Annotated in this window: 25 protein-coding genes; 7 read left to right on the top strand and 18 right to left on the bottom strand. The window is 42.6% G+C overall.

Annotated features, from left to right (window positions below; translation table 11 throughout):
* The first annotated feature begins 10 nt into the window (after positions 1-10).
* Positions 11-235, top strand: a complete 225-nt coding sequence (locus tag Q8J82_RS03185) for a DUF2798 domain-containing protein (protein ID WP_304891647.1) — start codon at positions 11-13, stop codon at positions 233-235.
* A gap of 26 nt (positions 236-261) precedes the next feature.
* Here Q8J82_RS03185 and mtgA read toward each other — a convergent pair whose 3' ends face one another.
* From mtgA to Q8J82_RS03170, 3 genes are read right to left on the bottom strand one after another with little or no spacing between them, the layout of a single operon-like run.
* Positions 262-996: a monofunctional biosynthetic peptidoglycan transglycosylase gene (gene mtgA, locus Q8J82_RS03180; protein ID WP_304891646.1), complete on the bottom strand. Its 735-nt coding sequence runs from the start codon at positions 994-996 to the stop codon at positions 262-264.
* Between the two features lie 18 nt (positions 997-1,014).
* On the bottom strand, positions 1,015-1,848 hold the full coding sequence (gene aroE, locus Q8J82_RS03175; protein WP_305327760.1) for a shikimate dehydrogenase: 834 nt from the start codon (positions 1,846-1,848) through the stop codon (positions 1,015-1,017).
* Between the two features lie 3 nt (positions 1,849-1,851).
* Positions 1,852-2,301, bottom strand: coding sequence for a rhodanese-like domain-containing protein (locus Q8J82_RS03170; protein WP_304891644.1), 450 nt, complete (start codon positions 2,299-2,301; stop codon positions 1,852-1,854).
* 311 nt (positions 2,302-2,612) lie between these two features.
* Here Q8J82_RS03170 and glnA point away from each other — a divergent pair, with 311 nt between their 5' ends.
* The 4 genes from glnA to ntrC all read left to right on the top strand — a co-directional run bounded on the left by glnA (position 2,613) and on the right by ntrC (position 7,473).
* Positions 2,613-4,022, top strand: coding sequence for a type I glutamate--ammonia ligase (glnA, locus tag Q8J82_RS03165; RefSeq protein ID WP_304907929.1), 1,410 nt, complete (start codon positions 2,613-2,615; stop codon positions 4,020-4,022).
* Positions 4,023-4,202: 180 nt separating this feature from the next.
* A complete protein-coding gene (locus Q8J82_RS03160; RefSeq protein ID WP_304907930.1) occupies positions 4,203-4,712 on the top strand; it encodes a DUF4124 domain-containing protein in 510 nt (169 codons plus the stop codon).
* 148 nt (positions 4,713-4,860) lie between these two features.
* Positions 4,861-5,955 (top strand): nitrogen regulation protein NR(II), encoded by a 1,095-nt coding sequence (glnL, locus tag Q8J82_RS03155; protein ID WP_305327759.1) that lies wholly within the window; start codon positions 4,861-4,863, stop codon positions 5,953-5,955.
* Between the two features lie 129 nt (positions 5,956-6,084).
* A complete protein-coding gene (gene ntrC / locus Q8J82_RS03150) occupies positions 6,085-7,473 on the top strand; it encodes a nitrogen regulation protein NR(I) (protein WP_304892225.1) in 1,389 nt (462 codons plus the stop codon).
* A 65-nt stretch (positions 7,474-7,538) separates the two neighbouring features.
* Here the strand turns inward: ntrC and Q8J82_RS03145 are convergent, their stop codons facing one another.
* The 9 genes from Q8J82_RS03145 to Q8J82_RS03105 all read right to left on the bottom strand — a co-directional run bounded on the left by Q8J82_RS03145 (position 7,539) and on the right by Q8J82_RS03105 (position 12,100).
* Positions 7,539-7,865: a type II toxin-antitoxin system RelE/ParE family toxin gene (locus Q8J82_RS03145; RefSeq protein ID WP_304907931.1), complete on the bottom strand. Its 327-nt coding sequence runs from the start codon at positions 7,863-7,865 to the stop codon at positions 7,539-7,541.
* Positions 7,865-8,101: a type II toxin-antitoxin system ParD family antitoxin gene (locus Q8J82_RS03140; RefSeq protein WP_305327758.1), complete on the bottom strand. Its 237-nt coding sequence runs from the start codon at positions 8,099-8,101 to the stop codon at positions 7,865-7,867. Before Q8J82_RS03140 ends, Q8J82_RS03145 begins: the two co-directional genes overlap by 1 nt.
* 476 nt (positions 8,102-8,577) lie before the next feature.
* Positions 8,578-8,847: a type II toxin-antitoxin system RelE/ParE family toxin gene (locus Q8J82_RS03135; RefSeq protein WP_305327757.1), complete on the bottom strand. Its 270-nt coding sequence runs from the start codon at positions 8,845-8,847 to the stop codon at positions 8,578-8,580.
* Complete coding sequence (locus Q8J82_RS03130; protein ID WP_304892229.1) at positions 8,847-9,071, bottom strand: DUF6290 family protein; 225 nt, start codon at positions 9,069-9,071, stop codon at positions 8,847-8,849. Before Q8J82_RS03130 ends, Q8J82_RS03135 begins: the two co-directional genes overlap by 1 nt.
* A 504-nt stretch (positions 9,072-9,575) precedes the next feature.
* A complete protein-coding gene (locus Q8J82_RS03125; protein WP_305252712.1) occupies positions 9,576-9,776 on the bottom strand; it encodes a DUF2283 domain-containing protein in 201 nt (66 codons plus the stop codon).
* Positions 9,773-10,009, bottom strand: a complete 237-nt coding sequence (locus Q8J82_RS03120; RefSeq protein WP_305327756.1) for a DUF4258 domain-containing protein — start codon at positions 10,007-10,009, stop codon at positions 9,773-9,775. Before Q8J82_RS03120 ends, Q8J82_RS03125 begins: the two co-directional genes overlap by 4 nt.
* A gap of 172 nt (positions 10,010-10,181) precedes the next feature.
* Positions 10,182-10,334 carry a hypothetical protein gene (locus tag Q8J82_RS03115; RefSeq protein WP_305327755.1) on the bottom strand — a complete coding sequence of 51 codons (153 nt, stop codon included), beginning with the start codon at positions 10,332-10,334 and terminating at the stop codon, positions 10,182-10,184.
* 232 nt (positions 10,335-10,566) lie between these two features.
* Positions 10,567-10,809 carry a hypothetical protein gene (locus tag Q8J82_RS03110; RefSeq protein ID WP_305327754.1) on the bottom strand — a complete coding sequence of 81 codons (243 nt, stop codon included), beginning with the start codon at positions 10,807-10,809 and terminating at the stop codon, positions 10,567-10,569.
* A gap of 127 nt (positions 10,810-10,936) precedes the next feature.
* Positions 10,937-12,100 carry a porin gene (locus Q8J82_RS03105; RefSeq protein ID WP_305327753.1) on the bottom strand — a complete coding sequence of 388 codons (1,164 nt, stop codon included), beginning with the start codon at positions 12,098-12,100 and terminating at the stop codon, positions 10,937-10,939.
* A 540-nt stretch (positions 12,101-12,640) separates the two neighbouring features.
* On the opposite strand from Q8J82_RS03105, the gene Q8J82_RS03100 reads away from it, so the two are divergent.
* Positions 12,641-12,886: a type II toxin-antitoxin system Phd/YefM family antitoxin gene (locus tag Q8J82_RS03100; protein ID WP_304891850.1), complete on the top strand. Its 246-nt coding sequence runs from the start codon at positions 12,641-12,643 to the stop codon at positions 12,884-12,886.
* Positions 12,876-13,160, top strand: a complete 285-nt coding sequence (locus Q8J82_RS03095; protein WP_304891851.1) for a type II toxin-antitoxin system RelE/ParE family toxin — start codon at positions 12,876-12,878, stop codon at positions 13,158-13,160. Before Q8J82_RS03100 ends, Q8J82_RS03095 begins: the two co-directional genes overlap by 11 nt.
* 174 nt (positions 13,161-13,334) lie before the next feature.
* Here the strand turns inward: Q8J82_RS03095 and Q8J82_RS03090 are convergent, their stop codons facing one another.
* The 6 genes from Q8J82_RS03090 to Q8J82_RS03065 form a co-directional block, all read right to left on the bottom strand.
* Entirely contained in the window at positions 13,335-13,796 is a 462-nt protein-coding gene (locus Q8J82_RS03090; protein ID WP_304891852.1) for a transposase, read from the bottom strand.
* Positions 13,797-13,984: 188 nt separating this feature from the next.
* Positions 13,985-15,109, bottom strand: coding sequence for a deoxyguanosinetriphosphate triphosphohydrolase (locus Q8J82_RS03085; RefSeq protein ID WP_305327752.1), 1,125 nt, complete (start codon positions 15,107-15,109; stop codon positions 13,985-13,987).
* A gap of 103 nt (positions 15,110-15,212) precedes the next feature.
* The gene (gene aroB / locus Q8J82_RS03080) at positions 15,213-16,289 is read right to left on the bottom strand and encodes a 3-dehydroquinate synthase (protein ID WP_305327751.1); all 1,077 of its coding nucleotides are present in this window, start codon (positions 16,287-16,289) and stop codon (positions 15,213-15,215) included.
* 204 nt (positions 16,290-16,493) lie between these two features.
* Positions 16,494-17,012 (bottom strand): shikimate kinase, encoded by a 519-nt coding sequence (locus Q8J82_RS03075; RefSeq protein ID WP_304891248.1) that lies wholly within the window; start codon positions 17,010-17,012, stop codon positions 16,494-16,496.
* Positions 17,013-17,162: 150 nt separating this feature from the next.
* Positions 17,163-19,319 (bottom strand): type IV pilus secretin PilQ, encoded by a 2,157-nt coding sequence (pilQ, locus tag Q8J82_RS03070; protein ID WP_304908870.1) that lies wholly within the window; start codon positions 19,317-19,319, stop codon positions 17,163-17,165.
* A gap of 229 nt (positions 19,320-19,548) precedes the next feature.
* Positions 19,549-20,055 carry a pilus assembly protein PilP gene (locus Q8J82_RS03065; protein ID WP_304908871.1) on the bottom strand — a complete coding sequence of 169 codons (507 nt, stop codon included), beginning with the start codon at positions 20,053-20,055 and terminating at the stop codon, positions 19,549-19,551.
* Positions 20,056-20,071 lie beyond the last annotated feature (16 nt).

The raw sequence follows: 20,071 nt of genomic DNA, 5'->3' as shown, positions 1-20,071 counted from the left end.
AATAGTGCTGATGAAAATACCAAAAAAATACACCAACATTTTATTTGCCTTTGTCATGTCGTTGCTGATGGCACTTATCATGTCTGGCGTATTAACGGCACTATTCGCAGGTGTTGATCAGCAATTCACTTCACATTGGATGCGCGCATTTATTCACGCCTGGCCTGTAGCATTTCCTGCTATTTTCATAGTCGCACCTGTCGTTAAAAAAATAGTTGCAGCTTTAACAGATTAGTCTTAATAAAAGCAGTTTCAACCATTCTACGGCACCTCCACAAAGCGCATTCTGGCTTGTATAGTGGCGGCGCGGCGATTTAAGTAAGCTGTAGAACGGTGCGTATCGTAATAACGAGGATTAGGTATCATGGCAGCCAGCTTTGCGGCCTGACCGCTACTTAGCTTGGAAGCACTGGTTTTATAATAATGCCTGGCCGCAGCCTCTGCACCAAACACGCCGTTGCCCCATTCAATCACATTCAAATAAATCTCTAAAATTCGACGTTTACTCAGAATATTTTCCAGCATTACCGTAATCAGCGCTTCTTCGCCTTTGCGCCAAGGCGTGCGCTTCGTAGACAAAAATAAATTTTTGGCCAGTTGCTGGCTGATGGTAGAGCCGCCTGCCACGATTTTGCCTTTTTTAAGATTTTTTTCGTACGCCTTCTGAATACCGTCCCAATCAAATCCTTCATGGTCAACAAACTTTGCATCCTCTGATGCAATAACAGCGCGCTTAAGATTATTAGAAATTTTAGCGTAATCAACCCATTGATACTTCAGTTCAGCATCCGGCTTAGTCTCTTGAATAATGTTTAAGCGGTCTTCCATAAAGGCGCTGGAGGAAGGATTAAATTTTATCCACCAGAAAATATGCAAAAGTATCCAAAGCTGATACAAAAAAAGTATCATAAAAAACAGCACCAAACCTCGTGTTACATAGCCGCCAAAACCCAATGGGGGGGCATTATGCCGGCTATTTAACATCCACTTTTTCATCGTTTTTATTCTATTTTTTTAAAGCTGGGACAAATTTCTTATTTGCTGCATCACGCTGTGTGTTTCCGGGCGGACACCACGCCAAATATAAAAAGCTTCAGCCGCCTGTTCTACCAGCATACCTAAACCATCTGCCACTTGTGCACCATTATCTTTAGCCAACTTTATAAACAGTGTTTCTCGGCCATACATCATGTCATAGGCCAAACAGTCTTTAGCAAAAATGGTATTGAGTATAGGTAAAGCTGTATCATTTAAGCCAGCTGATGTTGCATTGATAACAATATCAAAAGCCTGGCCTTGCAGCTCTTCAAAAGTACAGGCGCTCAAGATGGTGTTTCCAAATTGTGATTGGGCCTCTACTTTTTTAATCATCCCAATCGCCTTATCCAATGTACGATTAACGACTGTGATTGATTTTGGTTTTGATTTGAACATAGGCTGAAGAACTCCTTCAGCGGCACCGCCAGCGCCAATGAGTAATACTCGTTTTCCTGCAATTTGCACGTTCAGATTCTGCTCAACGTCCCGCACAAGTCCGGCGCCATCGGTATTGTCCGCTGCTATAGTTTGATTTTTAAAGCTTAATGTATTGGCAGCGCCGGCACCTAAAGCGCTACTGGAATACTGATTCGCCAATTGAAATGCCTCAAACTTAAAAGGCACAGTCACATTAACACCCTTGTACCCCTGCTTAATTAGCTCACGAACTGTTTCATCAAAACCATCCAGCGGCGCAAGAATACGTTCATAGCTAATATCTTGCCCTGTTTGCCTGGCAAATGCTTCATGTATCAACGGCGATTTGCTATGCGCAATGGGGTTGCCTATCACTGCATATTGATCAGTCATGCATTAATTAGTCCAAGGCAAGCCAGCATGTTTCCAGCCATTAATCAATGTCCGTTGTTTAAGTTCGTTTGCTTCGCCTTCAAAGCCTTCCAGCATATTATAAGCATTCACAAAACCCAGCTGCTGCGCCACTACCGCTGCATTATGTGAACGTCCGCCAGTGCGGCACATAAATATCACCGTGAGGCTTTTATCTACATTTTCAGCCAGTTGTTTGGCGAAATCCTGATTTTTTACCATACCTGGATAAAACGCCCATTCAAGGTTTAAGGCATTCGGTACCCGACCTACAAGCTCTAGTTCTGCCTGCGTACGCACATCAACCAACAGTACTTCAGGATTTTCCTGCAACAACTCAAACGCCTCACGCGGTGTCAATGCCCCTGCATAAGTTAAATTATTTTCCGCACCGCGCTTTTGAGCTAAAGCTAAAATTTTCTGTTGATTACTCATAAACTCACCTTATCAATTAATTTACTTTTTACTGAATGTCATCATTGACATTTTACATTCAATATTTTTAGCTAAAACACATCTAAAAAAATATAAAAATAATCACTCCCCAAACCAATAATTTTACAGCACTTTATTGGTGCATAAATTACACACTGTGCACCTATATAGTGCTTAGTTTTGGTTTGTATTTTAACACTTCTTTAAAAAAGCCACTGTTTGGTCTTTTCAGATTGGCACGTTTCCTGCTAATCTACTGAGTTGAAATTTTAATTTTTAATCCTGACCCACACCACAATAGGAGATTCTGAATGTCAGTGGAAAATGTAATGAAATTAGTCATCGATAACGACATTAAATTTGTTGATTTTCGTTTTACTGATACGCGCGGTAAAGAACAACACGTTACTGTGCCTGTTTCACACTTCAATGAAGATAAATTTACTGAAGGCCACGCATTTGATGGCTCTTCAATCGCCGGCTGGAAAGGCATTCAAGCATCAGACATGCAATTGATGCCAGATCCAACCACTGCAAATATCGACCCGTTTATGGATGAGCCAACTTTAGTTTTGACTTGCGATGTGGTTGACCCAACCGATGGCAAAGGCTACGAGCGTGACCCACGTTCATTAGCAAAACGTGCTGAAGCCTACTTAAAATCTACCGGTTTAGGTGACACTGCTTACTTTGGCCCAGAGCCAGAGTTCTTCATTTTTGACAGCATTCAATGGGATGTTTCAATGAACGGCAGTTCAGTGCGCATCAACTCAGAAGAAGGCGCCTGGTCTTCAAACGAAAAATTTGAAGGCGGCAATACTGGCCATCGTCCAGGTGTTAAAGGCGGCTACTTCCCGGTGCCACCAGTCGATTCATTGCATGACATCCGTTCAGCAATGTGTATGACATTAGAAGCGATGGGCGTGCCTGTTGAAGTGCATCACCATGAAGTTGCAACGGCTGGCCAATGTGAAATTGGTACTAAATTCAGCACCTTAACGCAACGCGCAGACTGGACGCAAATTCAAAAATACGTAATCCTGAACACAGCTCACGCTTACGGCAAAACAGCGACATTCATGCCAAAACCATTCGCAGGCGATAACGGTAGCGGTATGCACGTTCACCAATCCGTTTGGAAAGATGGCAAAAACCTGTTTGCAGGCAACGGCTATGCGGGTTTGAGTGAGTTCGCGCTTTACTACATCGGCGGTATCATCAAACATGCTAAAGCACTGAATGCGATTACCAACCCGGGGACTAACTCATACAAACGCTTGGTACCACACTTTGAAGCACCAGTTAAATTGGCTTACTCAGCTAAAAATCGCTCTGCTTCTATCCGCATTCCTTTTGTGCATTCTGACAAAGGTCGTCGCGTTGAAGCACGCTTTCCAGACCCAATCGCTAACCCATACCTGGCTTTCTCAGCCTTGCTAATGGCTGGTTTAGATGGCGTACAAAACAAGATTCACCCGGGTGAACCAGCAACTAAAGATTTATACCATCTACCAGCTGAAGAAGATGCAAAAATCCCAACTGTATGCGCTTCGCTAGAAGAAGCATTGGCAGAGCTGGATAAAGACCGCGAATTCTTAACCAAAGGTGGCGTATTTACGAATGACTGGATTGATGCTTACATTGCATTGAAAATGGAAGAAGTGAACAAAGTACGTATGACGCCGCACCCAGTTGAGTTTGGTTTGTACTACTCTTGCTAAGCTGTGATTAGATAGTAAATAAACTAGATAGTAACTAAAAAGGGGCGATAATATCGCCCCTTTTTATTTGGGGCTGACTTAGCTATAAATACGTTCAAACACACCAGGTCAACCCGCACTTAAACCCAGGCGTTAGTTAACTGCATTGCCTAACTTGGTCAACTCTACTAAACTATTGCTATGAAAAAAACTCTGTATTTAGTCACACTCATTGTTATTGCCTTTTCAGGGAGTGCGTTTGCTGAAATTTACAAACGCGTAGATGCTGACGGGCGCATTACCTATTCGAACATCAAAACAAAAGGTGCAACACGTCTGGACTTTGACCCTGATGCAAACACGATATCAAACAGCCGTCCCAAAGGCACAGACAGCGCCCCCTCTGCCAATAAGCGTAGTCCAACGCCTGAAAGTTTTCCTCGGGTTGATAAGCAAACACAAAACCAACGTGATAGTAAGCGCCAGGATATTTTACAAAGTGAACTTGATGCTGAAAAAGTGGCTTTAGAAGAGGCCAAAAAAGCATATGCAGAGGGAGAATCTAAACCTGAAGTATATAAAGCCGCAAATGGGGCAACTATGCGCAACGTACCAAAATTCCAGGAAAAAATGAAAAGCTTACAAGCGGATGTTGATAGCCACGAAAACAATATCAAACTCTTGCAAAAAGAACTTGATAACCTTCGCTAAAAACCTATTTTTCCTACCGCATTTTAACGGCAATCTTTAAATTATAGCCATCATTCAAAGTTGGTCTATCTTTTGCTTTAATCATAGTATTATCATTGATAAACTCGCTTAGAAAGCACTAGTTTAATATTACTATGGTTCAAATTTAATGGTACAACCAACACCAAATCATTTTGCCGGGTTAGAGCATCTGGCTACGGCAATCATCCTGCTCGATGAAAATCGCCGTGTGGTATACATCAATCCGGGTGCTGAAATCATTTTTGCTTTTAGCTCCACGCATGTAACCGGCATGCTGATAAGTGATGTATTTCCCGATTGTGAAATTTTAATGCTGGCCATTAAAAACGCCATTTCCCAGCAAAGCCCGTTTCGAGAGCACGAATTTACCATCACCACCAATCGGCATCATTCTTTTGCCGTCACCTGCACTGCCACGCCGATTGATGACCCCAATGCCTGTTTGATACTTGAGTTTCAGCAAATGGACGCCCAGCTCCGCATAGCGCGTGAAGAGCGCATGCTCATACAACAGCAGGCCAACGCAGAATTACTGCGAAACCTCGCGCACGAGATACGCAATCCGCTCGGTGGCCTGCGTGGAGCTGCGCAATTACTTGAACACGAACTACCGTCACCCAGTTTGCGCGAATACACCCAAGTGATTATTAAAGAGGCTGATCGCCTGCAATCCCTGATGGATAGATTGCTGATACCGCATCGCGCCCCTAAATATCAGCCAACCAATATTCATGAGGTGCTAGAGCGGGTACGAAGCTTATTGTTGGCCGAATCGCCCAAAGCTGTTCTTATTAAGCGTGATTATGATCTAAGCTTGCCTGAGTTAATTGGCGACCGTGAAAAGCTCATACAAGCAGTGCTTAACATTGCACGCAACGCGGTACAAGCCATGCAGTCACACCACACACCTGCTAGCCAGATTACCTTTAGAACGCGCGCGGAACGTCAAGTCACATTAGCCAGAAAGCGTTACCGTGTCGCAATTAAACTTGAAATCATTGATAACGGTCCCGGCATTCCGGCGGACATTCGTGACCGTATTTTTTACCCGCTGGTTTCTGGCAGCGAAGGTGGCTCAGGCCTAGGCTTAACACTTGCACAAACATTTATTACCCAGCACCACGGCATGATTGAATGCGAAAGCGTGCCGGGCAACACCTGCTTTACCATTTTATTACCGATAGAAACATCAGCAATTAAGCCCGCTGCAAGTAAGCAATAAGTAAGTAAGTAATAAGTGATTAAGTAATAAGTGATTAAGCAATAAATATAACAACATTCGCGGCTACAAGCCGCTCCAACATGAGCTTTCTGTAGGAGCGGCTTGTAGCCGCGAAACAATAGGATAAATATGAAACCAATCTGGATCATCGACGACGACAAATCAATCCGCTGGGTGTTTGAAAAAGCCCTGGCACGCACTGACTTAGAATTTAAAACCTTTGCATCGGTCGCCGAGGCACTTAACGCGCTAGAGCGTGATCAGCCGCAAGTTGTGGTCAGTGATATCCGTATGCCTAATGGCTCAGGATTGGATTTTTTAAGCGAAATCAAGCAAAAATTTCCTGATATTCCCGTCATTATCATGACGGCATATTCAGATTTAGAAAGCGCAGTTGCTGCATTTCAGGGTGGTGCGTTTGAATATCTGGCAAAGCCATTTGATGTTGACCAAGCCATTGATGTAATTAAACGCGCAGTGGAAGAAAGCACCAGACAAGCGCCAGAAACGATAGCGATTGAAGAAACACCCGAGATTATTGGTCAAGCGCCTGCCATGCAAGAGGTTTTTAGAGCCATAGGCCGCTTAAGTCGCTCACATGCCACTGTACTTATCAATGGCGAATCAGGCAGCGGTAAAGAGCTTGTAGCGCGGGCACTGCACCGCCATAGTCCGCGCGGCGACAAGCCATTCATTGCCATTAACACCGCTGCAATCCCTAAAGACTTGCTGGAATCAGAGTTGTTTGGTCACGAACGTGGCGCATTTACTGGTGCTCAAGCGGCAAGACGCGGCCGATTTGAACAAGCCGATACCGGCACACTATTTTTAGATGAAATCGGCGACATGCCGCCAGACTTGCAAACGCGGCTTTTACGTGTGCTAAGTGACGGGCAGTTCTACCGCGTGGGCGGCCACCAACCCATTAAAGTGAATGTACGCATTATTGCTGCCACCCATCAGGATTTAGAAGAGCGCGTTAAAAACGGTTTATTTCGTGAAGACTTATTTCACCGCCTGAATGTCATCCGCTTAAGGTTGCCAGCGCTACGCGAACGCCGTGAAGATATACCATTACTCATCAAACACTTTTTACAACACAGTGCTACCGAGCTTGGTGTAGAAACCAAGCAGCCATCGGTTGCGGCACTTAAATATTTAAGCGCCGTGAACTGGAGCGGCAATGTACGGCAGCTTGAAAACGTATGCCACTGGCTAACCGTAATGGCACCCGGGCAAAACATTGATGTGGCTGATTTACCGCCTGAACTAAAAGAAGATAGCAGTAAATCCAGCGCAGCCCTCTCTTGGCAAGATGCACTCGCGAGTGAAGTCATGGATGCACTGAACCGTGGCGAGCAAAACGTATTAGAAACCCGCACGCAAATTTTTGAACGGATATTAATTGTAAAGGCGCTGGAACATACCCACGGCCGCCGTATTGAAGCCGCCAATCAGCTAGGCATGGGGCGCAATACACTCACACGGAAGATTCAGGAACTTGGGATAGAAGAATAATGTAGGAGGGGCGACCCGCCCCGATAACTTGGCAGCCAATTAAATCGAGTCTGACCCCATTTCCCCTATTCGTTAGTAAAGATTTCGAACTGAAGCGAAATCGGAATGTCACGACTGCTATGAAGTACTCGCCATATTTCAATTTGGTTGGGATGTTCAGCGTAAAAGACTAGATACGGAAATTTATTGCAACTCCAAACACGCAATTCAGGCAAATCTAATTCATGTGCGTAACGTGGAGAGCCAGTCGCAGGGAATTTTTGAATATGCTGGTATGCATGCTCTAAAGCATCTAGAAAGCTAAGTGCATATTCTGGTGCGTTAGCAACGTAATAATCCAGCGCAGCCAAAATATCAGCATCAGCTAGAGCACGCCGAACCAGCTTCTTCATTAGGCGTGCTGTGCTAATCGTTTATTAATGTCAGCGCGCAAATCAGAAAAATACTGTTTGTCGGCCTCACCAGCAACTGAAGAACTAGCGCCTTCAATTATCAAGCTACGTAAGTGCAAACGGTCTTGATCACGACGTATTAATTCCCGGACATATTCGCTAGACGTGCCGTAACCTGCTGCCGCGACATGCTCATCAACAAAGTTTTTAAGTGGTGCGGGTAATGAAATATTCATAGTGCTCATAACGTATACTCTAAATGCTTTGGCAAAATTTGGCAACAAATAATTATACGCTTTAAAGTACACCGCAGAATCGAGTGGAGCATTCGGTGTTAAATAAAGTACTCCAGCAAAAATTGTATTGTTATCCGTGTGAATGACACCCTGTCTATATTGTTCTGAAACACTTTGAAAACTTGAAGAAATCGCCCGGCGCATACTATCATGCTCAGGAATATGAAATACCGAAACTAGTTTTTTAAGTACTTTTTCTTGTAAATCACTATCTAAATCATATTAAGTCTTTTGTTCTACATCCAGGGTAAACATAGCCAATATCGCCTTCTTCATGGAGAAATTTATACTGCTGTGCTAAGGCGAATTGTCAAATAGCATCAGGGTTTTCGTAAAAATTATTGATTACGGTAACGGGGTATAGATTCATATTTTCAACTTATCAGCACGAGATTAGCGGGTTAAGTTGACTAAAACTAGCGATACACTTCTTTTCGATTGCCAATTCTAACCACCGTAATTGTAATTTGGCTATCATCTATATTAGCGATGATACGGTAGTCACCAACGCGATATTTCCAGTATTCGCCCAATTTTGCACCTTGCAGTGCAGCACCAAGTATTCTTGGATTTTCAGCCGCTGCCAACCAGTTTTCAATAAAGTCAATAATGCGTGCTGTTACTGGCTTATCAAGCTTTTGTAGCATTTTAAAAACTTTATCATCTACAATAACTTTCCAACGCATTAGTCTGCTAGCTCTAAACGACTTTTAACTTCATCTAAAGTGTAAGTTTTACTACGCCCAGCCTGAATATCAGCTAATCTTTGCTCGGCTAAATATAAATCTTCTAAATCTTCTAAATACTCTAAAATAGCTTCACGCGCATAAAATGTTTTAGTACGTCCTGTTGCTTTGGCTAAAACGTCTAATCTATTTTCTATATCTTCAGGTAATCTAATGGCTAACATACTTATCTCCAAGTTTGATATACATGTATATCATATAGCGAAAAGATTTCATTAGCAATAAAAAAACGGCACCCTGTAGGAGGGGCTTGTAGCCCAGAAGGCAATGGTGATTATTGTGGTGACGCTTATTTGCATGGCGATTCGCGGCTGCAAGCCGCTCCTACATACGACTTTGCAAGTGCTTTCACGTATGAATAATCTGCTTTAGCAGATATATTCTACGGGGATGCCAAGCACTGGTACAGCACTTAGCAAATTAGTAACACTTGCTAGCAAAGCTAGCTTAGTGGCACTTATCAGTTTTCTCTGGTCGGAGTGCCCGTGGTACCAAAACAAAAAACGGCACCCGAAGATGCCGTTTTTTATTTATAACTTTAAACTACAACAGGGTTACACTTCGACGTAAATCGTGTCTGACCCCATTTTCCACATTTGACCCCATTTTCCACATTTTCCAGACCCCATTTTCCAGTTTATTGTTCACAATGGTCAAATTACATCAAACTAGGCAGCCAACTTAGACTGCTCACTATGAAAAGGAATCAAGCCAGCAGCTACTGCGTCTAAAATAACCATTTGGACGATACTTCCATCAGCCGCATAACTTACATTCACATTCCAGTCTTGTGAAGTTTCACGCGTAATTGGCTTATCATTAAAAACAAGTTCTAAAATATCATCTTCAGGGTAATAAAGTGTTTTCATTTTTGCTCCAGTTCAAAATGGTGCATCACGGTTTTAATCACCAAAACAGACTCAATAACAACAGCAATGCATAATAAATTATCATTTCTATCTGTATAGGCTTTATAAATCCACAAACGTTTTTCGTCTTTATACTGAGTCATGCCAGTTTCAACTAAATCCAAGATAATTTCATCAGTAATGCTACGCTCAACCATACGCAATTTCGCATGGTGGCTGAGCCTAATTTCCAACAAAAATCTTTTGCTATACATCGGTTAATCATACTCCACAAATTGCATTCGCGATTTAAAAATCGCTCCTACCTAAAAAAACGGCACCCGAAGATGCCGTTTTTTATTGATAACTTTAATGACTTGTAGTTTCTAAGTTAAGCATAAATCGTGTCTGACCCCATTTTTACGATCAAAAATACTGTTTAGCGAAATTGGCTATTGCAACCGCAATTAAAGCACCCATCATCCATTTAAGTAAGTTCAAATCCGCACTAATCGGTGCCAGTGCAATTTGCAAATCTTTTTTAGTCACTAACTCAGACTCATCAATTGCCGAACGCATCGCTTCGGTTAGACCTCAGCTTGCTTTTCATCAAAACCTGCTTCTTTTAACTTTTGCAAAAATTTATGCGTATCAAATGTTACGGTAGCCATTAGCAACCCTTAGGATTTATCTTGACATAGTCTAGCGAAAGAAAATAAAGAAAGCAACCAATAAAAACGGCACCCGAAGATGCCGTTTTTATTTGCACACTGTTATGGTGGGCAAGGTAAACTTTTTGCACACCCTACGCTTAATACGCTATCTCTAGCCTTTTTTCAATACGCTCAATGCGCTCGTTAATTCTATCAATGCTGATATATTGTGTGGCATGTTCTGTTGAAAAATGAGCTACATCACGCCGCACTGCAGCAACGCCAACTTCTAAATTACTCACACGATGTTTAATTTCTTTTAGCTCGCTTTCAATGCGATTTTGCCCAGCTTGAAATGTCTTCAAGTGCTCAAGTATTAAGTTGTCTATTTTTTCGCTCATATATTTCCCTCCTAAAACTAAGGTTAGTCTATCATTTCAGCAAAAAAATGCAAACAAAAAAACGGCACCCGAAGATGCCGTTTTTTATTTATAACTTTAAACTCAACAGGCTGTTGCCTGTCTTATCCTAGAAGAATAAGATTGCGCCTAAAGCGATAGTTTTTGTTTTACCTTCTGTAGAAGTACCAGCGACTTTACCATCAAATTCACCTTTAACATCTGAGTACTCAGCTACCAAGTTCAAGTGTTTTGTCAATGGGTGGTAAGCACCAACAGTCCACATTCTGTTTTGTGTTTCATTGAATGCATCAATTGCGTTACCATCTAATGTTGACTCGCCGTAGCTTACGCCCAATTTAGTGCCTACACCTGGAAGTGTGTAAGTACCTTGAACGTACCAGTCATCTGAATCACGTGCTTGACCAGCAAGATCATAACCTTGATTGAACAATACTGTAGTACCAGTACCTTCACCTTGGCCGTAGTAACCAGTTAAGCCAAAACCAGCAACATTTACAGTAGCGCCTAAGTCCCATGCATTAGCTCTATCATCAGCACCTTCAACATTTTGTGTAAGTCCAGAAGCCCATACTTTACCAGCGAAGTCGCCAGCCCAAGCATAGCTTGCTTTACCTTCGTAAGCTGGCTCTGAACCACCACGTTGAGTATTGCCTGTACCGTTCCAAGCCTGTGTTACACCAGCTGTAAAGCTGAAACCATTCCAGTTTGGTGATGAGTAAGCGATTTGTGATTTCCAGTCAGCATACATAAAGCCAGTACCGATACGGCCTAATGTTGTTGTGTTACCAGCTAACATACCAGCAGCAGAACCCACGCCTAACAATGTCATGTCATTCAAGATAGCATCTGAAGCGTAGATACCTAAATCTTTACCAAGTTTGATAGAACCCCATGAAGCATCACCGAATGTCAAGAATGCCTGACGGTTTTCTTGTTGAGCTGTCTGAATACCAGATTGTGTTGTTGAAGCACCTGGATTGATGCTGATAGTGAAACCAACATCTAAGTCATTTTGACGAGTTTTACCAGAAACTGATAGGTAGTTTGGTAACAGACCAGTTGTAATGTTTGATGCTGTTTTAGTACCAGTATCATTTGCACCAGCTAAACCAGTTGCTGTACCAGAAGCACGTGTACTTGTGTAGTAAGCGTTTACAACACCACCGATGTCCAATGTCCAATCGCCAGCTGGAATCATGATGCCAGCGTTTGCGCTTGAAGCTGCAGCTAATAAAGCTGAAGCCACTGCTAATTTAATTGTGTTATTCATATTGAATCTCCTAAAAGGTTATTGCTTATAGTATTTATAACTAAGTTACCTCACCATTGCTGGCAAGAGAGTTTGCAAACTCTCTCAATGCTTTCTATGCTCTTATATTACAAACAGAATAGGTTTCATTAAGAAGGTGAATGAGAGTATGCCTAAACGAGTTAGCTGAAACAACTATTTATTTGCATTTTAGTCACAAATATTTACATTTGTTGTAAATGTGCAACATCCGGGTCATGTAGGAGGGGATTTATCACTGGTGGTTTAATGGTGACGGTGGCCTCGCGGATGAGCCAGTATTTGGCTTCTCCGCATCATCACCAACACCTTCGCGCAACAAGTTGCGCTCCTACAAGATGCGTTCAACCATGGGGTTTTTATGTAGGAGCGATTTTTAAATCGCGAAAGCAATAGAAATAGGGTCGGATTCTATTTTATTTAGTTTGGTGGATATTTGCTGGACTAAACCTAAATTAAATGCTAAATTAAATGCTAAATTAAACATCTAATAACACATTATTTTTATATTACGAGGTTTTTATGGATACTATTTACAGCAATATGACTGTAAGCGTGACTGAATTAAAGCGCAACTTTGCCGGCGTTATCAAGCTAGCTGATGATTGCCCTGTTGCTATTCTTAACCATAACCGACCAGAAGCTTACTTGCTGCCTGCCGCGCATTACGAACGACTCATCGCACATATGGAAGATTTAGAAGACGCTAAGCTCATTCAAGAACGCGCCAGTGGCCCGTTTATTGAGGTTGCGATTGATGACCTATAAGCTACGATTTCACGAACTGGCATTTGCAGAGTGGAAAAAGTTGGACAATAGCGTACGAGAGCCTTTCAAGAAGAAACTGATTGAGCGGCTTGAAGCTCCTCACGTTTCTGCCGCAGGTTTATCAGGCATGCAGGACTGTTACAAAATTAAACTTTTACGTGTTGGCTATAGACTTGTTTATCGTGTCGAAGATGATATTGTGTTTGTGACTGTGATTGCCGTTGGTAAGCGAGATAAACTAAAAGTTTATGATACGGCGAAGTCTAGACTGTGAACGTTATGGGTTGTTATTAGCTACATTGCTTTCGGGATTTGAAGGCCGCGAAAAATGGTGGCTTAATTCACCGTTGCTTTCGCGATCTAAAGATCGCTCCTACCTTGATGCGCAAGCGATGGTTGTTGTGTGCGGCATTGCCTTCGCGATTTAAAATTCGCTCCTACATATAAGTTACAACCAAATCGCATCCCAATGCGGATAATCGCCCACCTTTGTAACTAAGCCCGCGCGTATGGGGTTAGCTACAATATATCTTGCAATATTCTGTATATCTTCGTCTTTACGAATTGCATGGTCGTAATAGCCTGCTTGCCATATTGGCATGCCAATTACCTTGGCACTTTGTGATTTCATACTACGAATAATGCGTTGTAATGTTGCATTGTTATCTAGCTGTATTAGCCAGTGCATATGGTCTGGCATAATGACAAACGCAAGGGTTTTGGTGAAGTTTAAGTCATCTGATTTTCGTATAGTGCTGATGAGTTTTCTTGCGGAGGAAAAATCGCTAAAAATCGGTGCGCGGTTTTTGGTGGTAGTTGTAATGTGATAAATTTGATTAACTTCCGAATAGCGACCTTTGCGCAAATCTTTTTGGTGTTTGGGTTGTAGCAACTTTGTTGTTGAATTCATTTTTTATGGTTTATTTACTTTTTTCGCGGCTGCAAGCCGCTCCTACAACAACGCACTTGGTAGGAGGGGCTTGTAGCCCCGAATGCGGTGGTGAAATTGTGGCGTCATTGACCATTTGGGTTGTTCGCGGCTGCAAGCCGCTCCTACAATGCGTATAGGTAGGAGCGGCTTGCAGCCGCGAAAGATTATTACAAATACTCTTCTACCGTGAATAATTTACGGTGCTCGCGTATGGCAAAGCGGTCTGTCATGCCGGCTATGTAATCTGCAACGGCGCGGGCTTTGTCAGTTTCGGCATAAACTTGAAATTCATTGGGTAATAAGCCCGTATTTTCATAAAAAGCATTAAATAGTTCGCGCACAATGCATGCAGCCTTTGCGCTCATTCGATTTACTTTGTAATGGTGATATAGGTTTTTACGTAAAAACTGTTTGAGCTTGAGGTTTTGCTCTGCCACTACGCTGCTAAAGCTGATTAAATGCGGCAACTGGCGTATGTCATTGATGCTGGCAGGTTGGTGTTGCGCTATATTGGCTTCGCTATTTGTACATAAATCTACCACCAATGTGTTTATCATGCGGCGGACTGTTTCGTGTATCACGCGCTTTTGTTCTAATTTAGGATATTTGGTTTTTACTATTGCTAGGTTGTCGGCAAAGATTGTAACTTTTGACAACTGTTCTATAGTAATTAAACCTGAGCGCAGGCCATCATCTATATCATGGTTGTTGTAGGCGATTTCATCGGCAAAATTAGTGAGCTGCGCCTCCAAACTCGGGCTGGTCTTATCTAAAAAGCGCTTACCGACATCACCTAATAGCTTTGCATTTTTAATAGCGCAATGTTTTAGTATGCCTTCCCGCACTTCAAACGTGAGGTTTAAGCCATCAAACTCGGCATAACGCTGCTCTAGCTTTTCAACCACGCGCAATGATTGCAGGTTATGTTCAAAACCGCCGAAATCGCGCATACATTCATTGAGTGCATCTTGCCCTGCATGGCCAAACGGTGTGTGACCCAAATCGTGCGCAAGGGCAATGGCTTCTGTTAAATCTTCGTGCAAGTTAAGTGTACGCGCGATACCGCGCGCCATTTGAGCGACTTCAAGGCTGTGTGTTAAGCGCGTGCGGAATAAATCACCTTCATGGTTCACAAAGACCTGAGTTTTGTATTCCAAGCGGCGAAAAGCAGTTGAATGAATAATGCGGTCGCGGTCACGCTGAAAGGCATTGCGGGTTTCGGATGGCGGCTCGCTGAATTGGCGGCCTTGTGTTTGATTAGGGTTTGCAGCGTAGGGGGCTAGGGGGTTCATAAGCAGCATTTCCGCCGGCTGCTGCATTGCTCGCGGTCACAGACCGCTCCTACAATAGTCTGCACTTTGTAGGAGCGGTCTGTGACCGCGAAATTATTGATCTTTAGCATAACACCAAGGTCTCTTTTAATTTCTCAGCATCATAATCACTGGTAATGACTGATTTGCCAATGCCTTGCTGCAATATTAGCCTGATTTTTCCATTCTCTACTTTTTTATCCAAGCCCATTAAATCTAAATATTTTTCTGCGCCTAATTTTGGCGGAATTATTGGTAAATTAGCCGCTTCAAAACTATTTTTGATTCTGTTCACTTCATTAGCGCTTAGCCAGCCCATGCGTTGTGACAAATCAGCTGCCATCATGGTGCCTGCGGCTACAGCTTCACCATGCAGCCATACGCCGTAGCCCATGGCGTTTTCTATCGCATGGCCGAATGTGTGGCCCAAGTTTAGCAACGCGCGCTCGCCTTGCTCGTGCTCATCTTTAGCTACAACTTCTGCCTTGTTTTGACATGAGCGATAAATGGCATAACTGAGCACTTGTTCGTTAAGCTGCATCAAACTTGCCATATTGGTTTCCAGCCAGTCAAAAAAATCTGCGTCTCTAATTAAGCCATATTTAATGACTTCTGCCACGCCTGCTGAAAACTCTCGCGCAGGCAATGTTTGCAAGGTATCAATATCAGCCAGTACCAATTGCGGTTGATAAAAGGCACCTATCATATTTTTGCCTAAGGGATGGTTAATGCCAGTTTTTCCGCCGACTGAAGAATCCACCTGCGAAAGTAACGTAGTAGGGATTTGAATGAAAGGTACGCCACGCAGATAAGTAGCTGCGGCATAGCCAGTTAAATCGCCAACCACACCGCCGCCAAGTGCAATGAGCGTTGTACTGCGCTCACAACGATTCTGCAACAAAACATCATAAATTGTATTCAATGTTTCAGCATTTTTATAGGCTTCGCCATCTGGCAAAATAATGGGAATGACCTTGACGCCTTCTGCCTGAAGGGTTTGGCTTAATTTATCCAAATACAATGGCGCCACTGTGGTGTTAGTCACAATGGCGACATGCATACGTTTAAGGTAAGGTAAAATCAGGCTGGCATTGGTAAGAAGATTACGCCCGATATGTATTGGGTAACTTCTATTGGCTAGTTCTACTTTAAGTGTTTGCATTGTCATTATTGGCTTAATTGGGTTAGCTTAGTTTATATTGAGGCCTATGCACGATATGAAATAACCTACTAATTATCACAAAACCATCAAACCCACCTACGTCGTTCCCTGAGCTTGTCGAAGGGATATGCCCGGCAAGCTAATGGTGATTATGCATATCCCTTCGACAAGCTCAGGGAACAGTTTTAGTGAAATGGCGATAATTTAAGGCTTAATATTTTCATAAGCATCGTCTTGAGTGTAATCATTTTGCAGCAATTGCTCAATGTAATTTGTGATGTCATGTGCCGATTGTGCGCCGGTATCCACAATACAATCTGCTAAGGCCGTGTAGATGGGGTCACGCTCGATATAGAGTTGCTCTAACTTCTGCCTGATGTTACCACCCTGCAATAGCGGGCGAGTTTTATCATTGCGGGTACGTAGCCATAAATCATGAACGTTTGCCCGCAAATATACTACTTTGCCATTATTTTTAAGTAATGCCCGATTTTCCGGCATCAAAACGGCACCGCCGCCTGTGGCCATTACAATATTTTTTAACTGACACAGTTCTTCAATGATGGCTGTTTCACGTTTGCGAAAGCCTGCCTCGCCTTCCAGCTCAAATATAAGCGGGATTTTAACGCCGGTTTTACGTTCAATTTCATGATCCGAGTCGTAAAAAACCATGCCCAACTGCTTCGCAATTAGTCGACCTATCGTGGTTTTACCTGCCCCCATCAAACCGATAAAAAAAATATTGTTCAACTCTTACCACCTATTACGCATAAAAAATGCCCATCACAATCATGATGGGCATTTTAAGACAATCTTGAATATCTGTCAGGTTTTGCTTGAGTTAAAAATGCACAACCAGACAAAACCTGCGGTTTATTGCAACGTTAAACTATCATTCATAATTTTTGGCGTAATGAAAATCAGTAATTCTGTTTTGTTGTTAAGCGTAGTTTTACGTTTGAACAGATTACCCATAATTGGTAAGTCGCCAAAGAATGGCACTTTCTCCACATCGTTGCGTTCTGTTTGCTCAAAAATTCCACCAAGCACAGCGGTTTCACCGTTGCCTACCAACACCAGGGTATTGATGTTTTGGGTTTCAATAGATGGAACACCATTAAATACTTGCCCTACCCGGTCTTTTTTAACATCAAGTTGCATGATGATTTTATCATCCGGTGTAATTTGTGGTGTTACTTCTAAACTTAATACCGCAGGTTTAAAGGAAACCGTAGCTGCTCCGCTACTGCTTGCTTCTAAATAAGGTATCTCTGTACCTTGAGCAATTTTCGCTTTGTGCTGATTTGCCGTTGTGACACGTGGACTAGAAACTACTTTACCGCGCCCGTCGGCTTCCATCGCCGTTAATTCAAAGTTCAACAGCAAACCAGCCGGCAGATGGAACAAGCTGTATGCAAATGAGCCAAATGCATTGGCAACAGGAAGGTTCGATGCCAAATCAGGCAGTCCGTCAGAGCTTGTTGTAACAGCACCGCCTGTGAGGGCTGTTTGTATAGAGCCGTTATGCGTACCTTGTGTTAGCGTTGTGGCCGTACTTGCAGTTGGCCTGTTACCTAAAGTTCCGCTGATGGTACTCGCAGCCCTACCTGGTGTTCCTGTTTGAGTTACGCCAAACCTGGCCCCCAACGCCTTGCTGTATTTATCATCAGCAATCACCAATCTGGACTCAATCATTACTTGTTTAACTGCAATATCTACTTTATTGATAATTGCTTGCACCTGTTCTAAATATTTTGAAGTATCTTGCACAAACACCGTATTAGTACGTGGGTCTAACACTGCACTACCGCGCTTGGATAATATTTTTTGTTTTGGATCACTCAATATATTTTTGAGTGATTCTGCCTTCATATATTTCAAAGTAAATACTTCAGTGCGCACTGGCTCTAAATCATCAATTTGCAACGATGCTTCCAGCATTTGCTTCTCTTTAGCCGCCACCTCTTCTGCCGGGGCAATTAAAATTACATTACCCGTTTTACGCATAGATAGACCCTTGCTTTGGACAATAATATCCAATGCCTGATCCCAGGGCACATCTTTTAGTCGTAAAGTTAGATTGCCAGTTACTGTGTCACTTGTAATAATATTTAACCCGGTAAAGTCAGCAATTACCTGCAATACGGAGCGCACTTCGATATTCTGGAAATTCAAAGAGAGTTTTTCACCTGCGTAACCTGGTTTAGCGCCTCGAACCAATTTGTTTGGATCTTCGATTACTTGACGGACATCTATAATGAATTTTTTATCGGCTTGGTAAGCTGATTGCTCCCAGTTGCCTTTGGGTTCAATTATCATGCGGCCATTTTTACCTTGCTTCATGGTATCCACATAAATAACCGGTGTATTAAAATTGGTGACATTAAGGCGGCGCTGTAAGTTGGCTGGTACATCGGTGTTAATAAAATCAACGACAATTGTCTTACCTGTTTGCTTGATATTGATACCTGCTGAGGCATTTGATAAGTCTACAATAATACGGCCTTCACCATTTTTACCCCGGGCAAAATCAACATTGTTAATTGAATATTGCTGCTGGCCTATAGCCGCTTCTGCAAATTTAGTTTCAACACCTACATTTGCACTTACTTCATTGGCCTGCAGCATAATCGTTACTTCGTTACCTTTTACGGTGCTGCTGTAACCAACGTTTTTAGATAAATTCAGCACCATACGCGTACGTTCTTTTGCTTGGGCAAGCATAATGCTTTTTAGAGAGCCTTGATCTACCTGAATTATATTTTTTGCCAAACCATTTGCCACACCTGGAAAATCTAAAGCAATACGCGCGGGACTATTTAGCGTGAACCCTGCAGGGGCGTTTGCAAGCGGTGATGTGGTTTTAATGTGAACCGCGACCCTGCCACCAGGCAAGGTTGAAAAATCTACACTCTCAATTTTATTGCTTAATGCTAACTGCTCCTCAGCATATGAGAAACCAGCTGATAGCGTTAAACCTATCAGCAACAATGCCTGCAAAAATTTGGTCATCCATGTATTTTTTTTCATTGCCTCACCTTAAATTCCTAATTACTTAAATAGAGCATCAGCCTTTTGCCAACCAGAGAGCTGACAAGCAACACTCAGTAGACTGGTAACCAGTACTAAGCCAGTTTCGCTGGCAAATGTTGCTAATCAGGAAAACTGATAAGCACTTCTAACCCAGTCAGGAAACTGATAAGCGCGACTAACCAGCTACGCTGATAAGTCTTGCTAATAAACTGGCAAGTATTGCTAATTACTCTTGTAAAGCCAAACTTGAAATACGCTCTATCCAATCCCCTGAAAGTTCATCCTGCACAATCTCTTTTAGAACAACTTCGCTATCAGTAATTTTTGTTACCATACCAAAATTTTGACCTACATAATTTCCAATTTTTACTTGTTGCACACCATTATCTGGCGTCAAAAGTAAGGCATAAGTTAACTTGGTTTTTGATAGGTGCCCCACGTACTTTATACTTTCTAATGGGTATGCCTCCATAGACTCTTTCGGCCTACTCCGGTTTGGTTGCAACATACCCGATTTATTCGACGCTTTACGAGATCTGAATGGATCACTCAGCTTGCCATCTGCATTGTATTGCAAGGCAAGATAAGGCTTCACCTCCGGCAAAGGTTTAATCTTTGGCACCATTCCATTAGCCGCCTCACGAATGAACTTATCAAGATCATCTCCGCCATCACCATCGCAAGCCACTAAACCAAGACTTAGTATACAAATCGATGATATTTTGAACCACATGTTTTGTGCGGATTTT

Origin of the sequence: Methylotenera sp., assembly GCF_030684185.1 — a bacterium.
In the GTDB taxonomy this organism is placed as follows: domain Bacteria; phylum Pseudomonadota; class Gammaproteobacteria; order Burkholderiales; family Methylophilaceae; genus Methylotenera.
Note: the sequence above shows the minus strand (reverse complement) of the source record. Positions and strands in the feature narration are given on the sequence as shown.

Coding starts and splice junctions, on each gene's coding strand:
- glnA (WP_304907929.1), top strand. CDS start 2,613: ATGTCAGTGGAAAATGTAATGAAATTAGTCATCGATAACGACATTAAA.
- aroE (WP_305327760.1), bottom strand. CDS start 1,848: ATGACTGATCAATATGCAGTGATAGGCAACCCCATTGCGCATAGCAAA.
- Q8J82_RS03130 (WP_304892229.1), bottom strand. CDS start 9,071: ATGTTAGCCATTAGATTACCTGAAGATATAGAAAATAGATTAGACGTT.
- aroB (WP_305327751.1), bottom strand. CDS start 16,289: ATGCAAACACTTAAAGTAGAACTAGCCAATAGAAGTTACCCAATACAT.
- Q8J82_RS03075 (WP_304891248.1), bottom strand. CDS start 17,012: ATGGGGGCAGGTAAAACCACGATAGGTCGACTAATTGCGAAGCAGTTG.
- Q8J82_RS03110 (WP_305327754.1), bottom strand. CDS start 10,809: ATGAGCGAAAAAATAGACAACTTAATACTTGAGCACTTGAAGACATTT.
- Q8J82_RS03090 (WP_304891852.1), bottom strand. CDS start 13,796: ATGAATTCAACAACAAAGTTGCTACAACCCAAACACCAAAAAGATTTG.
- Q8J82_RS03065 (WP_304908871.1), bottom strand. CDS start 20,055: ATGTGGTTCAAAATATCATCGATTTGTATACTAAGTCTTGGTTTAGTG.
- Q8J82_RS03170 (WP_304891644.1), bottom strand. CDS start 2,301: ATGAGTAATCAACAGAAAATTTTAGCTTTAGCTCAAAAGCGCGGTGCG.
- Q8J82_RS03125 (WP_305252712.1), bottom strand. CDS start 9,776: ATGAAAACACTTTATTACCCTGAAGATGATATTTTAGAACTTGTTTTT.
- Q8J82_RS03135 (WP_305327757.1), bottom strand. CDS start 8,847: ATGCGTTGGAAAGTTATTGTAGATGATAAAGTTTTTAAAATGCTACAA.
- Q8J82_RS03095 (WP_304891851.1), top strand. CDS start 12,876: ATGACCTATAAGCTACGATTTCACGAACTGGCATTTGCAGAGTGGAAA.
- Q8J82_RS03185 (WP_304891647.1), top strand. CDS start 11: ATGAAAATACCAAAAAAATACACCAACATTTTATTTGCCTTTGTCATG.
- Q8J82_RS03145 (WP_304907931.1), bottom strand. CDS start 7,865: ATGAAGAAGCTGGTTCGGCGTGCTCTAGCTGATGCTGATATTTTGGCT.
- mtgA (WP_304891646.1), bottom strand. CDS start 996: ATGAAAAAGTGGATGTTAAATAGCCGGCATAATGCCCCCCCATTGGGT.
- Q8J82_RS03160 (WP_304907930.1), top strand. CDS start 4,203: ATGAAAAAAACTCTGTATTTAGTCACACTCATTGTTATTGCCTTTTCA.
- glnL (WP_305327759.1), top strand. CDS start 4,861: ATGGTACAACCAACACCAAATCATTTTGCCGGGTTAGAGCATCTGGCT.
- ntrC (WP_304892225.1), top strand. CDS start 6,085: ATGAAACCAATCTGGATCATCGACGACGACAAATCAATCCGCTGGGTG.
- Q8J82_RS03085 (WP_305327752.1), bottom strand. CDS start 15,109: ATGAACCCCCTAGCCCCCTACGCTGCAAACCCTAATCAAACACAAGGC.
- Q8J82_RS03105 (WP_305327753.1), bottom strand. CDS start 12,100: ATGAATAACACAATTAAATTAGCAGTGGCTTCAGCTTTATTAGCTGCA.
- Q8J82_RS03115 (WP_305327755.1), bottom strand. CDS start 10,334: ATGCGTTCGGCAATTGATGAGTCTGAGTTAGTGACTAAAAAAGATTTG.
- pilQ (WP_304908870.1), bottom strand. CDS start 19,319: ATGAAAAAAAATACATGGATGACCAAATTTTTGCAGGCATTGTTGCTG.
- Q8J82_RS03100 (WP_304891850.1), top strand. CDS start 12,641: ATGGATACTATTTACAGCAATATGACTGTAAGCGTGACTGAATTAAAG.
- Q8J82_RS03140 (WP_305327758.1), bottom strand. CDS start 8,101: ATGAATATTTCATTACCCGCACCACTTAAAAACTTTGTTGATGAGCAT.